The sequence below is a fragment of the Lysobacter sp. GX 14042 genome, from assembly GCF_021390425.1.
Classification (GTDB): domain Bacteria; phylum Pseudomonadota; class Gammaproteobacteria; order Xanthomonadales; family Xanthomonadaceae; genus Novilysobacter.
The window spans coordinates 1-14,708 of the sequence record NZ_JAJUWY010000016.1 but is presented as its reverse complement, the minus strand read 5'-3'; the positions used below and the strand labels follow the sequence as shown (position 1 = coordinate 14,708).

The window sequence follows — 14,708 nt, the reverse complement described above, 5'->3', positions numbered from 1 at the left end:
GTGAGGAACGAGTGGAAGCAACAGCAACGGGCAGGAGCCTGGGGGCCAAGGACATCGCCTCTGCCTCTGCATTTGCTCCTGCCTTCGCCCTTGCAGTTGCCCTTACTCGTTCCTCACTCCTCTTCACTCGTTTCTCGGCCCCGGACATCTTGTGGTTGACGGGATGCCAAAACCCGATATGTTGTGCTCCGTCGGTGCCGCCTCCAGGGGCGGCTGAAAAGGGAAGCCGGTGCGGACCTCGGTCCAATTCCGGCGCTGCCCCGCAGCGGTAATGGAAACGAACCCGTCATGGCACTGGGGCATCCGCCCCGGGAAGCGGCGGCAGTAGGAGGAGCGCCATGCTCCGCGTCCTCAGCCCGAAGACCTGCCGACAGCCACGCGAAGCACACCGCGTGGTGACCGGCCCAGGGTCCTCGGGGGAGGACGGCCGGTACCGCGGCATGCCCCACCGGGGTGGCCGGCGGTGCCTGTTTTCCTTCCCCGGAGATTCCATGCCCGCGGGGGCAAGGCCGTGCCGTGGCTGCCGCAGTGCGGCGGGTCCACGGTGCGCTGCTCCCGTGCGCCGTCCCCGAGGGAAGGACGGCGATCCGTGCGCCCTGCACCGGAGCCACCGCCATGAGCCCCCAGACCCTGCACAAGCACGTCCTGCACGAGCAGGCCCTGCACCAAGACGGCACCGTCGCCGACGAAGCCCGCCCCGCCGTTTCCGATGCCGACGACGCCCCGCGTCCCGCACCGGCCGGCTTCGACCTCACCTCCCCGGCCGGCGCGATGACCATGAGCGTGACCAAGCGCAACGGCGCACGCGAACTGGTCGACCTCAACAAGATCGTCCGTGCGGTCCAGCGCTGCTGCACCGGCCTGCACGCGGTCGACCCGATGCGGGTCGCCACCCGCACCATCTCCGGCCTGTACGACGGCGCCACCACCGCCGAGCTGGACGAGCTGTCGATCCGCACCGCCGCGCTGCTGACCGGGGAGGAACCCGAGTACGGCCGCCTGGCCGCCCGCCTGCTGTCGGGCTTCATCGCCAAGGAGGTCTCCGGCCAGGAGATCCACGCCTTCTCGCAGTCCATCGGCCGCGGCCACGAGGTCGGGCTGATCAACGACCGCCTGCTGGAGTTCGTCCAGGCCAACGCGCGCAAGCTCAACGACGCCATCGACCCCGACCTGGACCTGGGCTTCGACTACTTCGGCCTGCGCACCCTGTACGACCGCTACCTGCTGCGCCACCCGCACAGCCGCAAGGTGATCGAGACCCCGCAGCAGTTCTTCCTGCGCATCGCCAGCGCGCTCAGCCAGGACGTGCCCGAGGCGCTGGCGCTGTACCGGCGCATGGGCCAGCTCGACTACCTGCCGTCCTCGCCGACCCTGTTCAACGCCGGCACCACCCACGAGCAGCTGTCCTCGTGCTTCCTGCTGGACTCGCCCACCGATTCGCTGGAGTCGATCTACGCCCGCTACGGCGACATCGCCCAGCTGTCCAAGTTCAGCGGCGGCATCGGCGTGAGCTGGACCCGGGTGCGTTCACGCGGCTCGCTGATCCGCTCCACCAACGGCCACTCCAACGGGATCGTGCCGTGGCTGAAGACGCTCGATTCCTCGGTCGCCGCGGTCAACCAGGGCGGCAAGCGCAAGGGCGCGGCCTGCGTGTACCTGGAAACCTGGCACGCCGACATCGAGGACTTCCTGGAGCTGCGCGACAACACCGGAGACGACGCCCGCCGCACCCACAACCTCAACCTGGCCAACTGGGTGCCGGACCTGTTCATGGCCCGCGTGGAGGCCGGCGAAGACTGGTCGCTGTTCGACCCGCGCGTGGTGCCGGAGCTGACCGACCTGTACGGCGAAGCCTTCGAGGCCGCCTACCGCCAGGCCGAAACCCGGGGCAAGGCGGTGCGCACGATCCCGGCGCGCAAGCTGTACGCGCGGATGATGCGCACCCTGGCCGAGACCGGCAACGGCTGGATGACCTTCAAGGACAAGTGCAACCGCGCCAGCAACCAGACCGCCAGGGCCGGCAACGTCATCCACCTGTCCAACCTGTGCACCGAGATCCTCGAGGTCACCTCGGCGGAGGAGACCGCGGTGTGCAACCTGGGCTCGATCAACCTGGCCCACCACCTCGATGCGGGCGGCGGTTTCGACTTCGAGCGCCTGGCCGAAACCGTGCGCCTGGCCGTGCGCCAGCTGGACCGGGTGATCGACCTGAACTTCTACCCGATCGAGACCGCCCGTCGCGGCAACCTGCGCTGGCGTCCGGTCGGCCTGGGCTGCATGGGCCTGCAGGACGTGTTCTTCCGCCAGCGCCTGGCCTTCGACAGCGAGGAAGCCCGTGCACTGTCGAAGAAGATCGCCGAGGCGATCTACTTCCACGCCCTGGAGGCCTCCTGCGAGCTGGCGATCGAGCGCGGCCGCCATCCCGCCTTCGAGGACACCCGCGCCGCTCGCGGCGAGCTGCAGTTCGACGCCTGGGACGTGGAGCCGGCCGACCCCGCCCGCTGGGACGCCCTGCGCGAGCGCATCCGCGAGCACGGCCTGCGCAACTCGCTGCTGGTCGCCATCGCCCCGACCGCCACCATCGCCTCCATTGCCGGCTGCTACGAGTGCGTGGAACCGCAGGTCTCCAACCTGTTCAAGCGCGAGACCCTGTCCGGCGACTTCCTCCAGGTCAACCGCCACCTGGTTGGCGAACTCAAGCGCCTGGGCCTGTGGACCCCCGAGATGCGCGACGCCATCAAGCTCGCCGACGGCTCCATCCAGGGCATCGAGCGGATCCCCGCCGCCTTGCGCGAGGTCTACCGCACCGCCTGGGAACTGCCCATGCGCCCCCTGATCGACATGGCCGCCGAGCGCGGCGCCTTCATCGACCAGTCCGCCTCGCTCAACCTGTTCATGGAAAGCCCGAACATCGGCGCGCTCTCGTCCATGTACATGCACGCCTGGAAGCGTGGGCTGAAGACCACCTACTACCTGCGCTCGCGGCCGGCTACGCGGATTGCGAAGACCACGGTGTCGGCGGCCGGGGCGGTGGCGTGCTCGCTGGAGAACCCGGAGGGCTGCGAATCCTGCCAGTGAAAGGCGGGAGTGAGTGAAGAGGAGTGAGAAACGAGTAAAGGCGAAAAACCCCTCCTCTCACTCCTCATTTCTCACTCCTCGCCTCCGGCGTCTCAGCGTTGTCAGCATTCGGCTGGTTTCGTCCATCGCGGCCCTGACTGTGGCCGTGCGCTCCACCGGAAACCAGCCGATGTCCTCGCAGAGCGTCAGCAGCGTTTCGGTCTCGGACAGGGAGCCGTGTGCAATGGCCAGGAAATGGGCCTTGTCGCGTGGCGTTTCCCGGGTCCAGCCCTCCGCAATGTTCGGTGCTACGGAAACCGCAGACCGCGTGATCTGGCTGCGCATCCCATAGACCTCTTCGCGCGGCAACAACCGCACCAGCCCATAGACACCCCGCGCGACCTCCATTCCCTTCTTCCATACAACTGCATCCGGTAATACATATGACCTCCAATGTCAGCGTGACTCCCCCCCTCACCCCTCACTCCTCTCCACTCACTCCTCACTCCTCTCCACTCACTCCTCACTCCTCTCCACTCGTTCCTCGCCTCCTCGATCCCGGCTTCAACCTCACCCTGCGCCCCATGCGCTATCCCCACTTCTACGAGATGTACCGCAATGCGATCCGCAACACGTGGACGGTGGAGGAGATCGATTTCCAGATCGACATCAGCGACCTGCATTCGAAGATGTCGCCGGCGGACCGGCACCTGATCCACCGGCTGGTGGCGTTCTTCGCCACCGGGGACTCGATCGTGTCCAACAACCTGGTGCTCAACCTGTACCAGCACCTCAACGCGCCGGAGGCGCGGATGTACCTGTCGCGGCAGCTGTACGAGGAGGCGCTGCACGTGCAGTTCTACCTGACCCTGCTGGACAACTACCTGCCCGATCCCGAGGAGCGCACGCGGGCGTTCGCGGCAGTGGAGAACATCGATTCGATCCGCCGGAAGGCGGAGTTCTGCTTCAAGTGGATCGATTCGATCCAGGAGCTGGAGCGCATCGAGACGCGGGCACAGCGGCGACAGTTCCTGCTCAACCAGATCTGCTTCGCGGCCTGCATCGAGGGGCTGTTCTTCTTTGCCGCCTTCGCCTACGTCTACTACTTCCGCTCGCGCGGGCTGCTGCCGGGGCTGTCGTCGGGCACCAACTGGGTGTTCCGCGACGAGAGCTGCCACATGGACTTCGCCTTCGAGTCGGTGCGCACGATCCGCGGGGAGGAGCCCGACCTGTTCGATGCCCGGATGGAGCAGCAGGTGTACGACATGCTGGCCGAGGCGATCGAGTGCGAGGTGCAGTTCGCCGAGGACGTGCTGTCGGGTGGGGTGGCGGGGATCTCCACGCGCGACATGCGCCAGTACCTGCAACACTGCGCCGACAACCATTTCGCCAGGCTGGGCATGGAAAAGAAGTACAACGTGCGCAACCCGCTTCCGTTCATGGAGCTGCAGGACGTGCAGGAACTGACCAGCTTCTTCGAACGCCGGGTGTCGGCGTACCAGGTCGGCGTGCAGGGGGAGGTGGCCTTCGATGCCGCCTTCTGATCCTGCCGCGGTTCCCGCGGCCGCGCCCACCGAGGCGCGGCTGCAGGAGATCGTGTTCCCGGACCACACCAACCACCTGGGCACCTTGTTCGGGGGCCAGGCCCTGGCGTGGATGGACAAGGCGGCGTTCATCGCCGCCAGCCGCTACTCCCGGCGCACGGTGGTGACCGCGCGCTCGGAACAGGTCGACTTCCGCCTGCCGATCCGCCAGGGCCAGCTGGTCGAAACCATCGCCCGGGTGGTCGAGGTCGGCCGCACGTCTATGCAGGTCGACGTGGAGCTGGTGGCCGAGGACCTGCTCAGCGGCGAGCGCGAGACCTGCACCCGCGGGCGCTTCGTGATGATCGCGCTGGACAGCCGGGGGCGGCCGGCGGCGGTAAAGCCGCTGCCTGCGCCGGCTTGACCCATGTCAGCACGATGATCGTGCCCGGATCCCACACTGGCGCTGTCCCGCGGAACCGTAGATGGCCGGCTGGTATCCCCTGATCCTGTTGCTGCACCTTGCGTGCGCGATCGTCTTCATCGGCGCCGTGGCCTTCGAGGTGCTGGTGCTGGAGGGCTTGCGCGACGCCCTGGGAACCGAGCTGCTGCAGCGGGTCGAGCAAGCGGTTGTCGCCCGGGCGCGCCGGTTCATGCCATGGGTGGTGCTGGTGCTGTTCGCCAGCGGGGCGGCGCTGTTCGACATCCGCTGCGGCGGTTTCGCCTGCATGGGCACCCGCTTCGGCTGGATGCTGGCCGCCAAGGTTACCCTGGCCTTCGCGGTGCTGGCGATCTTCGCCCGGGTGGCGTGGGCCGGCGGGCGCGGACTGGGCGGCGGGGTGTTCCGCCATAACCACCGGTTGCTGCTGGCCTTGATGGCCGGGATCGTGGTGCTGGCGAAGCTGATGTTCTATTGACGGGGTGGCCCCGGACGACGCTCCCCCGGCTCACGCGCCCAGGACCGGGATACCCAGGTGCTTTCCGCCGGGCACCAGCCCGAGTCCGCCGCGCAGGCTGCGGCCGATGCGGGTGGCATAGGCATGCATCCGTCCGGCGTCCTCCGGCGACAGCAGCTCGTGGCAGGTCTGCAGCCACAGTTCCAGCCACTCGTCGAAGTGGCCGTACTCGATCGGGTGGCCACGGTGCTTCGCCATCGGGTTGCCGCGGTAGCTGCCGGCGCCCAGCGCCACCGAGGCCCAGAACGAGGTCAGCAGCCGCTTGTGCTCCGGCCAGTCGTCCACGGCCGCGTTGAACACCGGGCCGAGCGTGGGATGGACCTGGATGCGGTCGTAGAAGCGGTCGACTAGCGTGGCAATCTGGTCAGGGGTCAGGGTGGTGGAGTCACGTGCCATGGCGTTGCGGTACCGCAAAACGAAAGGGGCGGCCCGCTGGCCGCCCCTTCGATATGGGTCTTACTTGGCGAGGGTCAACTTGCCCTGCATGATCGAGAAGTGGCCCGGGAAGGAGCAGAAGTAGCTGTAGTCCTGGCCGGCTTCCAGTTTGGCAACCGGGATGCTGAAGGTGGTGGACTCGCCGCCGCCGACCACCTTGCTGTGGGCGATGACACGGGCGTCGCCCGGCTTGACGTAGTCGTTGTCGGCACCGGCCTTCATGCCGTCACCGTTCACGCCGGCGACATCGGCGGTCTTCGCCACCACCACGTTGTGGCCCATGATGTTGGCGGCCAGCTGGCCGGTGTGCTTCAGGGTGACCTTGAACTCCTTGCAGGACGCCGGCACCGAAAGGGTCTTGACGTTGAACTGCATGGCGTCGTTGCCCTCGATGGTCGCCGCGCAGTCGGCCGCCTGGGCGGACGGGGCGAAGGCGAAGGCACCGGCAAGGCCGATCAGGGCGAGGGCGGAGAACTTGTTGATCATCATTGACTCCTGTTGGGAGGGGACTGGAAGGACGGTCGCTTTCGATGGGTGCATTCTGCGCCGTATGGACGGACCGCGAATTGATCCAGGTCAGGGAGTGGCCAGCAGCGGGGCGGGACAATACGCACCGTCAGGCAACCGTTCATCTGCAGGCTTCATGACCCCGGCTCCATGACCCACGTCGTTACCGAAAACTGCATCAACTGCAAGCACACCGACTGCGTCGAGGTGTGCCCGGTGGACTGTTTCCACGAGGGTCCCAACTTCCTGGTCATCGACCCGGTGGAGTGCATCGACTGCACCCTGTGCGTGGACGAATGCCCGGTCGGGGCGATCTATGCCGAGGACGACGTGCCGAAGGGCCAGGAGAAGTTCCTGGACATCAATGCCGAGCTGGCGCCGAAGTGGCACGTCATCACCCGCAAGAAGGACGCGCTTGCGGACGCGGAGAAATGGGATGGCGTACCCGACAAGCTGAAGCTGCTCGATCGCGGCGAGTGAGGTTCCGTGCCCCGTCCGACGGGGCGCGCACAGGGGAGGGTGTGGAACGCGAAAGGCCGGGTTTCCCCGGCCTTTCGTCTGTCTGGATGCCGCTTACTTCGCGACGACCCTGACCATCTCCAGGCACTTGTTCGAGTAGCCCCACTCGTTATCGTACCAGGCCACCAGCTTGACGAAGGTGTCGTCGAGCGCGATGCCGGCCTCGGCGTCGAAGATCGAGGTGCGCGCATCGCCACGGAAGTCGGTGGCGACCACCTTGTCCTCGGTGTAGCCCAGGATGCCCTTCAGCGGACCCTCGGCCTGGGCCTTCATCTCGGCGGAGATCTCGGCGTAGGTCGCCGGCTTGTCCAGCTCCACGGTCAGGTCGACCACCGACACGTCGGAGGTCGGCACGCGGAAGCTCATGCCGGTCAGCTTGCCGTTGAGCTCCGGCAGCACCTTGCCGACGGCCTTGGCCGCGCCGGTGGAGGACGGGATGATGTTCTCCAGGATGCCGCGGCCGCCGCGCCAGTCCTTGGCCGAGGGGCCGTCGACGGTCTTCTGGGTCGCGGTGGCGGCGTGCACGGTGGTCATCAGGCCGCGCTTGATGCCCCACTTGTCGTTGAGCACCTTGGCCACCGGGGCCAGGCAGTTGGTGGTGCAGCTGGCGTTGGAGATGATCGCCTCGCCGTTGTACTTCGCGTCGTTGACCCCGTAGACGAACATCGGCGTGGCGTCCTTGGACGGCGCCGACATGATCACCTTCTTCGCGCCGGCATCGATGTGCTTCTGCGCGGTCTCGGCGGTCAGGAACAGGCCGGTGGACTCGATGACGACGTCGGCGCCGACCGCGTCCCACTTCAGGTTGGCCGGGTCGCGCTCGGCGGTCAGGCGGATGCGCTTGCCGTTGACGACCAGGGTGCCGTCCTCGATCGAGACATCGCCCTGGAAGCGGCCATGGACCGAGTCGTACTTGAGCAGGTGGGCCAGGTAGTCCGGCTCAAGCAGGTCGTTGATGCCGACCACCTCGATGTCGTCACCGAAGTTCTGCACCGCCGCGCGCAGGACGTTGCGCCCGATGCGCCCGAAACCGTTGATGCCAACCTTGATCGCCATTTTCTGCCGGGCTCCTGAAGGAGTGTGGGGAAAGCCCGTCATTTTAGCCGATCCGGCGCTCCGCCGCCCGCTCGCGGGGTATCCAGGGGCCCCGTGCAAAAGGCGGTGTTCCTTGATCCTGCTCAAGGAGCTGAACAGGCGCGGGGGGGAAAATGAACGGGCTCCATCCCCCACGACACAAGGAAACACCATGAAGTCCCGCAATCTCCTCGCCGTCGCCGCCACCCTCGCCCTGGTGGGCCTGTCCTCTCCTGCCCTGGCCCAGTCGCCCGGCGACTGGACCCTCGGTGTCGGGGTCCACGCGGTGGAGCCCAAATCCGACAACGGCACCCTTGCCGGCACCCTGCGCGCCGACGTGGACGAGGACATCAGGCCCACCATCACCGCCGAATACTTCATCGGCGACAACCTGGGCATCGAGGTGCTCGCCGCGGCCCCGTTCAAGCACGACATCAGGCTCGACGGCGCCAAGGCCGGGGAAACCAAACACCTGCCGCCGGTGGTTTCGCTGCAGTACCACTTCAACAGCCAGGGCCGGGTTTCACCGTTCCTGGGCCTGGGCGTGAACTACACCCGGTTCTTCGAGGAAAGGAGCAACCCCGAGGGTCCGCTGGCGGGCGCCGGCCTGAAGCTCGACGGCTCCTGGGGGCTGGCCGCGCACGCCGGCCTGGACTTCAGGATTTCCGACCGCAGCGCACTGCGCGTGGATGCACGCTGGATCGACATCGAGACCGACGTGAGCGTGGAGGGCCTGGGCAAGGTCGGCTCGGCGGACCTCGACCCGATCGTCTATGGCGTGGCCTGGATCTGGAAATTCTGACCGGCTGGATCGGCCCGCGCCTGCCAGCCCACCGGCAGGCGATGACGAGAAGGGCCATGCGCCGCTATCCTGCGCGCATGGCCCGCTCACGCTTCCACCCCACCGCGCTCCGCCCCGCCCTCGCCGCCCTTGTCGTGCTGGCGCCCTCCCTCGCCTTCGCCTGGGGGCCGCAGGGCCACCGGCTGGTCGCCGACGTCGCCTGGAACGAGTTGGCGCCGGAGACCCGCACGCAGGTGCAGCGGTTGCTGCAGGGCGAACCGGACCCGACGCTGGCCGGGATCGCCAACTGGGCCGACCAGTTGCGCGAGCTCGACCCCGACCTGGGCCGTCGCAGCGCGGGCTGGCACTACGTCAACATCGGCGAGGACGAATGCCATTACCACCCCTCCACCGCCTGCCCCGACGGCAACTGCGTGGTCGAGGCGATCAGCGCCCAGGCCGGGATCCTGGCCGACCGCGCGCGCAGCGATGCCGAGCGGCTGCAGGCGCTGAAGTTCGTGGTCCATTTCGTGGGCGACGTCCACCAGCCGCTGCATGCCGGCTACGCCCACGACAAGGGCGGCAACACCGTGCAGGTGAACCTGGACGGCAAGGGCAGCAACCTGCACCGGCTGTGGGACAGCGGCCTGCTCAACACCGCCGGCCTGGATGACGAGGCCTACCTTGCGCGGCTGGACATGCTCCCCCTGGTCATCGCCGAGCGGCCGGCGCTGCCGCCGGCGGCCCCGCAATGGGCCGAGCAGTCGTGCTCGATCGCGCTGTCGGACGGTTTCTACCCGGCGCGGGCGCGGATCGACGGCGACTATGTCGAGCGCTGGCGGCCGGTGGCCGAGGAACAGCTGCGTCGCGCCGGGATCGAACTGGCCCGCCTGCTCGACGCCGCGCTGGACCCGGACGCCCCCTAGGCGCAGCCGCGCGGTTCAGGACCCGGCTTCGAAACTCTTGTCGCCCAGCAGCACCCGCTGGTCGGCATCGCGCACCGTCAGTTCGACGTCGATCCCGTTGCGCACGCTCTGGGTCACGGTGCAGAAGTCCTCGAACTTCGCCAGCACCCGGTCCAGGTTCTGGAAGTCGTCGTTGCTGCCGGGCAGCTGGATCTCGACGAACACCTGCGGGATCCGCAGCCGGCCCTCGGCGTTCCGCGCCGGCTTGGCGCTGACCTCGGCGCGCAGGCCGGCCACCCCCTCGTTGCGGTTGGCACGCAGCGCGAACAGCAGGCTGGCGGAGAGGCAGTTGGCCAGGCTCGCCAGCAACAGGTGCTCGGGATCCGGACCGGCGCCGGTCCCGGTGGGCTCGGGCAGGTCGGTGTGCAACGGGTCCAGCCCGCCGCCACCGAACTCCACGCTGAAGCGGAAACCCTCCTCCTGCTGCAGGCTTACCCTGATCTGGTCTTCGCTCATGGCGATTGCTCCGGTCTCGTTGCCGCCACGCCCTGGCGGCGGGCTCCGGCCATCCAAACACAGCAGCCGTGAGGGCGCCGCCCAGGCCGGCCCACCCGTCCTGGCCCGGCTCATCCAGCCGGCCCGGGTTAAAGCCCGCCGGCGATTCGCCGATACGGAAGGGGACAAGAGGCCCGTCCGCAGCATGCACTTCCGCGTCCCGCCACCCCGGACCCGCTCCGGCATCTCCCACTGCGGCCGGAGGCCGGGCTGATGCGTGTCGACGAACGACGGATCGCTGCGCGGAAGCTGCTGCCGGGCATGTACGTATGCCGCCTGGACCGCGCGTGGGAAGGCACGCCGTTCCCGTTGCAGGGCTTCATGGCCGATTCGCAGGAGCAGCTCGACTGGGTCGGCGCCAACTGCAATGCGGTGTGGGTGGACATCAGCCTGGGCATCGCGCCAGCCGACGGCACCCGCAACCAGGTACCCGAAAGCGAGCTGCTCGGCGCGCAGCATTACCGCAACACCGCGGAGTTCGCCGAGGAGCTGCCGCAGGCGCGCGAGGCGCTGGCGGACACCACGCGCGCGGCCACCCGGCTGATCGACGAGGCCGCCGCCGGCGGCAAGCTCGGCCCCGAGGAAGTCCGCGAAGCGGTCGAGCCGGTGGTGCAGAGCATCCTGCGCAACGCCGACACCCTGTTCTGGGTCAACACCCTGCGCGCCAGCGCCGGCTACGCCTACAGCCACGCGATCAACTGCAGCATGCTGGCGGCCGCCTTCGGCCGGCACCTGGGGCTGCCGTCCGGGCTGCTGGTCGACCTGGCCAGCGGCGGGCTGTTGCTGGACATCGGCAAGACCCGGCTCCCCGAATCGCTGGTGACCCGCCCGGCCGCGCTGTCCCCGCCCGAGATGGCGCAGGTCCGCGGGCACGTCCTGCACGGGGCCGAAATGCTCGAATCCTCCGACGGGCACCCGCCGGAGGTCGTCGCCATGGTCCGCACCCATCACGAGCGCTGGGACGGGACCGGATACCCGAAAGGCCTGGGCGGCCTGGAGATCCCCCTGTACGGCCGGATCGCCGCGATCGTGGACGCGTTCGATGCGATGACCAGCCCGCGCCCCTGGGCCCCGCCGCGTTCGCGCCACCTGGCGCTGCAGGAACTCTACGCCGGTCGCGACGGCGCCTTCCAGGGCGAGCTGGTCGAGCAGTTCATTTCCTGCCTGGGCGTGTTCCCCACCGGCTCGCTGGTGGAACTGGACAACGGCCAGGTCGCGGTGGTGATGACGCAGAACCCCTCGCGTCGCCTGCGACCGCGGGTGATGCTGCTGACCGGGCCCGACAAGCAGTTGCTTGCGCAGTTCCAGCCGATGGACCTGATGGACCAGCCCGGGGACGTGCCGGTCGCCGAGCAGGTCAACGTCGTTGCCGCATTGCCGGTCGGGGCCTACGGCCTGGATCCGGCCGAGCTGTACCTGTGAACCGCACGCAGCTGGTGGAGACGCTGGACTCTGTCCTGTCCGCGGCGGGGCCGGATGGCGTCACCGGGGTGATGCTGATGCGCCTGCAGCGCATACGCGAGCTGCTGCAGGTCTATGGCTACGGCGGTGGCGATGCCATCGGCGACGAGGCGCACACACGGCTGCGCGGCCTGCTGCGTCCCTGTGACCGGCTGTACCGCCTGGGTGAGTTCGAGTTCGTGGCCCTGCTGCCCGGCCTGCACGACGGCAACCACGCCCTGCTGGCGGGCAATCGCGTGCGGCGCGGGTTCCAGGCACCGCTGCGGGTCGGGGACACCGAGGTGATGACCTCGGTCATTACCGCGATAGCCGTCGCGCCGGAGCATGGGTGTACCGCCACGGCCCTGTTGCGCAGCGCCGAATACGCCTTTGGACGCGCGATGCGCAGCCCGGATGCCATGGCGGTGCACATGGCCGGCGGCGAGCCTGCACTGGTGCCCTACGGGCGGCTGCGCGAGGCGATCACCGGCAACCGGCTGGAAGCCTGGCTGCAACCGATCCTCGACCTGCGTACCCGGCGGGTGAGCGCTGCCGAATCGCTCAGCCGCTGGCACGACCCTGAACTGGGCCAGGTGCCGCCCGACCGCTTCATCCCGATGGCCGAGCGCACCGGCCTGATCTCCGAGCTGACCTGGTGGAGCATCAACGCCAGCCTGCGCCAGCTGGCCAGCGCCCGGCGCCGCAAGCCGGCGCTGGGCATCTCGATCAACCTGTCCCCGCGGGTGTTCGGCGAGCCGGGACTGGTCGAGCACCTGGACTCCACCCTGCAGGTCTGGGGCGTCGAACCCGAGGGAGTGACCCTGGAGGTGACCGAGACCGCCCTGATGGAGGACCCGGCGCTCAGCGAGCGGCTGCTGCGCCGCCTGTGCGACGCCGGGTTCGGCGTGGCCTTCGACGACTTCGGCACCGGCTACTCCTCGCTCGCCTACCTCAAGCGCTTCCCGGCCACCGAGTTGAAGATCGACCGCAGCTTCATCCAGGACCTGCCACGCGACCCGCGTTCGCTGCCGCTGGTGCAGGCGATCATCGACCTCGCCCACCGGCTCGAGCTGACGGTTGTCGCCGAAGGCGTGGAGGACGCCGAAACCCTCGAGCTGCTGGCCGCCACGGGCTGCGACCATGCGCAGGGCTTCTTCATCCAGCGTCCGCAGCCCGCCGAGGAATTCGTGCGCGGACTTGGCGCGACCGCCGGCAGGCTGGCTGCCGGCGGTGGCTGAACCAGCCTAGCGGGCGGCCTCGTCCTCCGGCGGATCCATGGCGAAATCCACCGGCACCCGGACCCGGCCTGCCACCGGCCTGCCGTCCTTCATCGCCGGATTGAAGGTCCAGTTCCTCGCCGCCTCGAGCGTTGCAGCCTCGAACACGCCCTCGGGATAGGCGCTTTCGACCACCACCGATTGCGTCCGGCCCCGGGCATCGACATCGACCAGCAGGACCACGCGCCCCTCGATCCTCTGTTCGACCGCCTCGGCGGGATACTTCGGCGGGTTCTGCATGCGGGTGTCGCTGTCCACGCTGGCATGTGCCGCACCCGCTGCGGGCTGGGCAGCCCAGGCGGTGAACGCAACGGCCGAGGCAAGCACGCAGACCGCGGCGGTGCCGGCAAACCGGCGGCGAGATGAAGGCAAGGGTTGCTTGAGCATCGCGATTCTCTCCATGAGTGGATGGCCGTAGCCCCAGTTGCACGCCAGCGGCAACGGCACTGCCGCAAGCTGGGTCTTCAACATCGCCTCGCCATAGCAACGCCGCGACGCCGGGTGGCGGGCCAGCACGCGCTGGTCGCAGGCGAGCTCCTGGTCGTGGCGGAACAGCGGCCAGGCGACATGGAGCAGCGGGTTGAACCAGAACAGGCACCGCACGGCCGTCGCCGCGGCATTGGCCAGCAGGTCGCCACTGCGGATGTGCAGTTGCTCGTGCAAGCGCATCAGTTCACGCTCGCCGGCGTCATAGCGCAGGTCGAAATCGGACGGAACGACGATGCGCGGACGCAGCAGGCCGACCGCCGCGGGCAGCCCGGCGCCCGTGTCCGCCTGGTGCAGTCCGTCGGCACGCAATTGCAGCCGGCCAAGCGAGCGGAGGAAACGGCGTTGTGCCAGCACCGCGATGACAGCGGTGGCCAGCAGTCCCGCGAGCCAGGCCGCCAGCAGCGTCGCCCCGGCACTGGCGCCTTCGGCCACTGCCCGGGCTTGCACCTGCACGATCCCGAGAGGCGCCTTCATCACAACCCCCTCCGCGACCGATCCGGAAGCCGGCAGGAGGGTCGCCAGCAGGGCGGCCGGGACCAGCGCCCACAGCCCGTAGGCCGTCCGGGCTCCGAACAGCCGGCGTACCGGGCGCCGCGCGAGCAGGACCAGCGCCGTCGCCAGCGCGGTGGCAAGCGCCCCCTCCACCACCCAGGCCAGCAGCTCAGCGCTTTCCATCGTCGATCTCCCCAAGCAGGCGTCGCAGTTCGGCGATGTCGGACTCGTCCAGCTTCCGGTGCTGGCTGAAATGCGCCACCAGTGGCGCCACCCGGCCCTGGAACAGGCGCTCGATCAGCCCGCTGCTCTCGTCCAGAACCCAGTCCTCGCGCCGCAGCACCGGCGAGTACAGGTACCGCCGGCCATCACGCTCAGCGCTGATCACGCCCTTCTTCAGCAAGCGGTTGAGCAGGGTCTTGACCGTGGCTTCCTGCCAGCCGCGCTCGGCGGCCACCGCCGCGACCACTTCGTCCGCGGACAGGGGGTGGCGCTGCCACAACGCCTCCATGACGACCGATTCGGCTTCACTGACCTGCATTTGATTACGCGTGTAAACGGTGAATGGATACAGATTACGCCTGTAAATGGTGATGTCAAGGGGGGGGGGGAGGCGAGACAGGAACGAGGGGAGAGGAACGAGGAACGAGAGAGGAGCGCTCCTTCGGTCGCTGCGCTGCGACGCCGGTCCGCTTTTA

The 14,708-nt window shown here is 68.5% G+C and carries 15 protein-coding genes, 1 pseudogene and 1 riboswitch; of the genes and pseudogenes, 9 read left to right on the top strand and 7 right to left on the bottom strand.

From position 1 onward, the window contains the following. Window positions 1-175 precede the first annotated feature (175 nt). A riboswitch (cobalamin riboswitch) is annotated at window positions 176-387 on the top strand. A 390-nt stretch (window positions 388-777) separates the two neighbouring features. After that, window positions 778-3,078, top strand: coding sequence for a ribonucleoside-diphosphate reductase subunit alpha (locus LY625_RS13190; protein ID WP_233740774.1), 2,301 nt, complete (start codon window positions 778-780; stop codon window positions 3,076-3,078). 57 nt (window positions 3,079-3,135) lie between these two features. Here the strand turns inward: LY625_RS13190 and LY625_RS13185 are convergent. Continuing rightward, a pseudogene (locus tag LY625_RS13185) lies at window positions 3,136-3,474 on the bottom strand (four helix bundle protein); the annotation flags it as partial. A gap of 167 nt (window positions 3,475-3,641) precedes the next feature. Here LY625_RS13185 and LY625_RS13180 point away from each other — a divergent pair. The 3 genes from LY625_RS13180 (at window position 3,642) to LY625_RS13170 (ending at window position 5,497) form a co-directional block, all read left to right on the top strand. After that, a complete protein-coding gene (locus LY625_RS13180) occupies window positions 3,642-4,601 on the top strand; it encodes a ribonucleotide-diphosphate reductase subunit beta (protein WP_233740771.1) in 960 nt (319 codons plus the stop codon). Further along, the gene (locus tag LY625_RS13175; protein WP_233740770.1) at window positions 4,588-5,004 is read left to right on the top strand and encodes an acyl-CoA thioesterase; all 417 of its coding nucleotides are present in this window, start codon (window positions 4,588-4,590) and stop codon (window positions 5,002-5,004) included. Before LY625_RS13180 ends, LY625_RS13175 begins: the two co-directional genes overlap by 14 nt. 61 nt (window positions 5,005-5,065) lie before the next feature. After that, complete coding sequence (locus tag LY625_RS13170; RefSeq protein WP_233740769.1) at window positions 5,066-5,497, top strand: hypothetical protein; 432 nt, start codon at window positions 5,066-5,068, stop codon at window positions 5,495-5,497. 30 nt (window positions 5,498-5,527) lie between these two features. On the opposite strand, the gene LY625_RS13165 is transcribed toward LY625_RS13170, so the two are convergent. Together LY625_RS13165 and azu are read right to left on the bottom strand one after the other, a co-directional pair. Further along, entirely contained in the window at window positions 5,528-5,932 is a 405-nt protein-coding gene (locus LY625_RS13165) for a group III truncated hemoglobin (RefSeq protein WP_233740768.1), read from the bottom strand. A gap of 60 nt (window positions 5,933-5,992) precedes the next feature. After that, on the bottom strand, window positions 5,993-6,457 hold the full coding sequence (gene azu / locus LY625_RS13160; RefSeq protein WP_233740767.1) for an azurin: 465 nt from the start codon (window positions 6,455-6,457) through the stop codon (window positions 5,993-5,995). A 171-nt stretch (window positions 6,458-6,628) separates the two neighbouring features. Here azu and fdxA point away from each other — a divergent pair, with 171 nt between their 5' ends. Further along, entirely contained in the window at window positions 6,629-6,958 is a 330-nt protein-coding gene (gene fdxA / locus LY625_RS13155; RefSeq protein WP_233740766.1) for a ferredoxin FdxA, read from the top strand. A 93-nt stretch (window positions 6,959-7,051) separates the two neighbouring features. Here the strand turns inward: fdxA and gap are convergent, their stop codons facing one another. Further along, window positions 7,052-8,053, bottom strand: a complete 1,002-nt coding sequence (gap, locus tag LY625_RS13150; RefSeq protein ID WP_233740765.1) for a type I glyceraldehyde-3-phosphate dehydrogenase — start codon at window positions 8,051-8,053, stop codon at window positions 7,052-7,054. Window positions 8,054-8,243: 190 nt separating this feature from the next. On the opposite strand from gap, the gene LY625_RS13145 reads away from it, so the two are divergent. Both LY625_RS13145 and LY625_RS13140 read left to right on the top strand, forming a co-directional pair. Next, a complete protein-coding gene (locus tag LY625_RS13145; protein WP_233740764.1) occupies window positions 8,244-8,873 on the top strand; it encodes an OmpW family outer membrane protein in 630 nt (209 codons plus the stop codon). Window positions 8,874-8,950: 77 nt separating this feature from the next. Then, entirely contained in the window at window positions 8,951-9,778 is an 828-nt protein-coding gene (locus tag LY625_RS13140) for a S1/P1 nuclease (protein ID WP_233740773.1), read from the top strand. A 15-nt stretch (window positions 9,779-9,793) separates the two neighbouring features. Here the strand turns inward: LY625_RS13140 and LY625_RS13135 are convergent, their stop codons facing one another. Next, on the bottom strand, window positions 9,794-10,273 hold the full coding sequence (locus tag LY625_RS13135) for an OsmC family protein (protein ID WP_233740763.1): 480 nt from the start codon (window positions 10,271-10,273) through the stop codon (window positions 9,794-9,796). 252 nt (window positions 10,274-10,525) lie between these two features. Here LY625_RS13135 and LY625_RS13130 point away from each other — a divergent pair, with 252 nt between their 5' ends. Next, a complete protein-coding gene (locus LY625_RS13130; RefSeq protein ID WP_233740762.1) occupies window positions 10,526-11,734 on the top strand; it encodes an HD-GYP domain-containing protein in 1,209 nt (402 codons plus the stop codon). Further along, window positions 11,731-12,990 carry a GGDEF domain-containing phosphodiesterase gene (locus LY625_RS13125; protein ID WP_233740761.1) on the top strand — a complete coding sequence of 420 codons (1,260 nt, stop codon included), beginning with the start codon at window positions 11,731-11,733 and terminating at the stop codon, window positions 12,988-12,990. The genes LY625_RS13130 and LY625_RS13125 overlap by 4 nt, the downstream gene beginning before the upstream one ends. A gap of 6 nt (window positions 12,991-12,996) precedes the next feature. Here LY625_RS13125 and LY625_RS13120 read toward each other — a convergent pair whose 3' ends face one another. Further along, window positions 12,997-14,193, bottom strand: a complete 1,197-nt coding sequence (locus LY625_RS13120) for a TonB family protein (protein ID WP_233740760.1) — start codon at window positions 14,191-14,193, stop codon at window positions 12,997-12,999. Beyond that, on the bottom strand, window positions 14,180-14,551 hold the full coding sequence (locus LY625_RS13115) for a BlaI/MecI/CopY family transcriptional regulator (RefSeq protein WP_233740759.1): 372 nt from the start codon (window positions 14,549-14,551) through the stop codon (window positions 14,180-14,182). Before LY625_RS13115 ends, LY625_RS13120 begins: the two co-directional genes overlap by 14 nt. Window positions 14,552-14,708 lie beyond the last annotated feature (157 nt).

Excerpts from the sequence above, each read along its gene's own strand:
- LY625_RS13190 (WP_233740774.1), top strand. The coding sequence starts at position 778 with ATGAGCGTGACCAAGCGCAACGGCGCACGCGAACTGGTCGACCTCAAC.
- LY625_RS13115 (WP_233740759.1), bottom strand. The coding sequence starts at position 14,551 with ATGCAGGTCAGTGAAGCCGAATCGGTCGTCATGGAGGCGTTGTGGCAG.
- LY625_RS13165 (WP_233740768.1), bottom strand. The coding sequence starts at position 5,932 with ATGGCACGTGACTCCACCACCCTGACCCCTGACCAGATTGCCACGCTA.
- LY625_RS13120 (WP_233740760.1), bottom strand. The coding sequence starts at position 14,193 with ATGGAAAGCGCTGAGCTGCTGGCCTGGGTGGTGGAGGGGGCGCTTGCC.
- LY625_RS13145 (WP_233740764.1), top strand. The coding sequence starts at position 8,244 with ATGAAGTCCCGCAATCTCCTCGCCGTCGCCGCCACCCTCGCCCTGGTG.
- azu (WP_233740767.1), bottom strand. The coding sequence starts at position 6,457 with ATGATCAACAAGTTCTCCGCCCTCGCCCTGATCGGCCTTGCCGGTGCC.
- fdxA (WP_233740766.1), top strand. The coding sequence starts at position 6,629 with ATGACCCACGTCGTTACCGAAAACTGCATCAACTGCAAGCACACCGAC.
- LY625_RS13140 (WP_233740773.1), top strand. The coding sequence starts at position 8,951 with ATGGCCCGCTCACGCTTCCACCCCACCGCGCTCCGCCCCGCCCTCGCC.
- LY625_RS13170 (WP_233740769.1), top strand. The coding sequence starts at position 5,066 with ATGGCCGGCTGGTATCCCCTGATCCTGTTGCTGCACCTTGCGTGCGCG.
- LY625_RS13180 (WP_233740771.1), top strand. The coding sequence starts at position 3,642 with ATGCGCTATCCCCACTTCTACGAGATGTACCGCAATGCGATCCGCAAC.
- LY625_RS13175 (WP_233740770.1), top strand. The coding sequence starts at position 4,588 with ATGCCGCCTTCTGATCCTGCCGCGGTTCCCGCGGCCGCGCCCACCGAG.
- LY625_RS13135 (WP_233740763.1), bottom strand. The coding sequence starts at position 10,273 with ATGAGCGAAGACCAGATCAGGGTAAGCCTGCAGCAGGAGGAGGGTTTC.
- gap (WP_233740765.1), bottom strand. The coding sequence starts at position 8,053 with ATGGCGATCAAGGTTGGCATCAACGGTTTCGGGCGCATCGGGCGCAAC.
- LY625_RS13130 (WP_233740762.1), top strand. The coding sequence starts at position 10,526 with ATGCGTGTCGACGAACGACGGATCGCTGCGCGGAAGCTGCTGCCGGGC.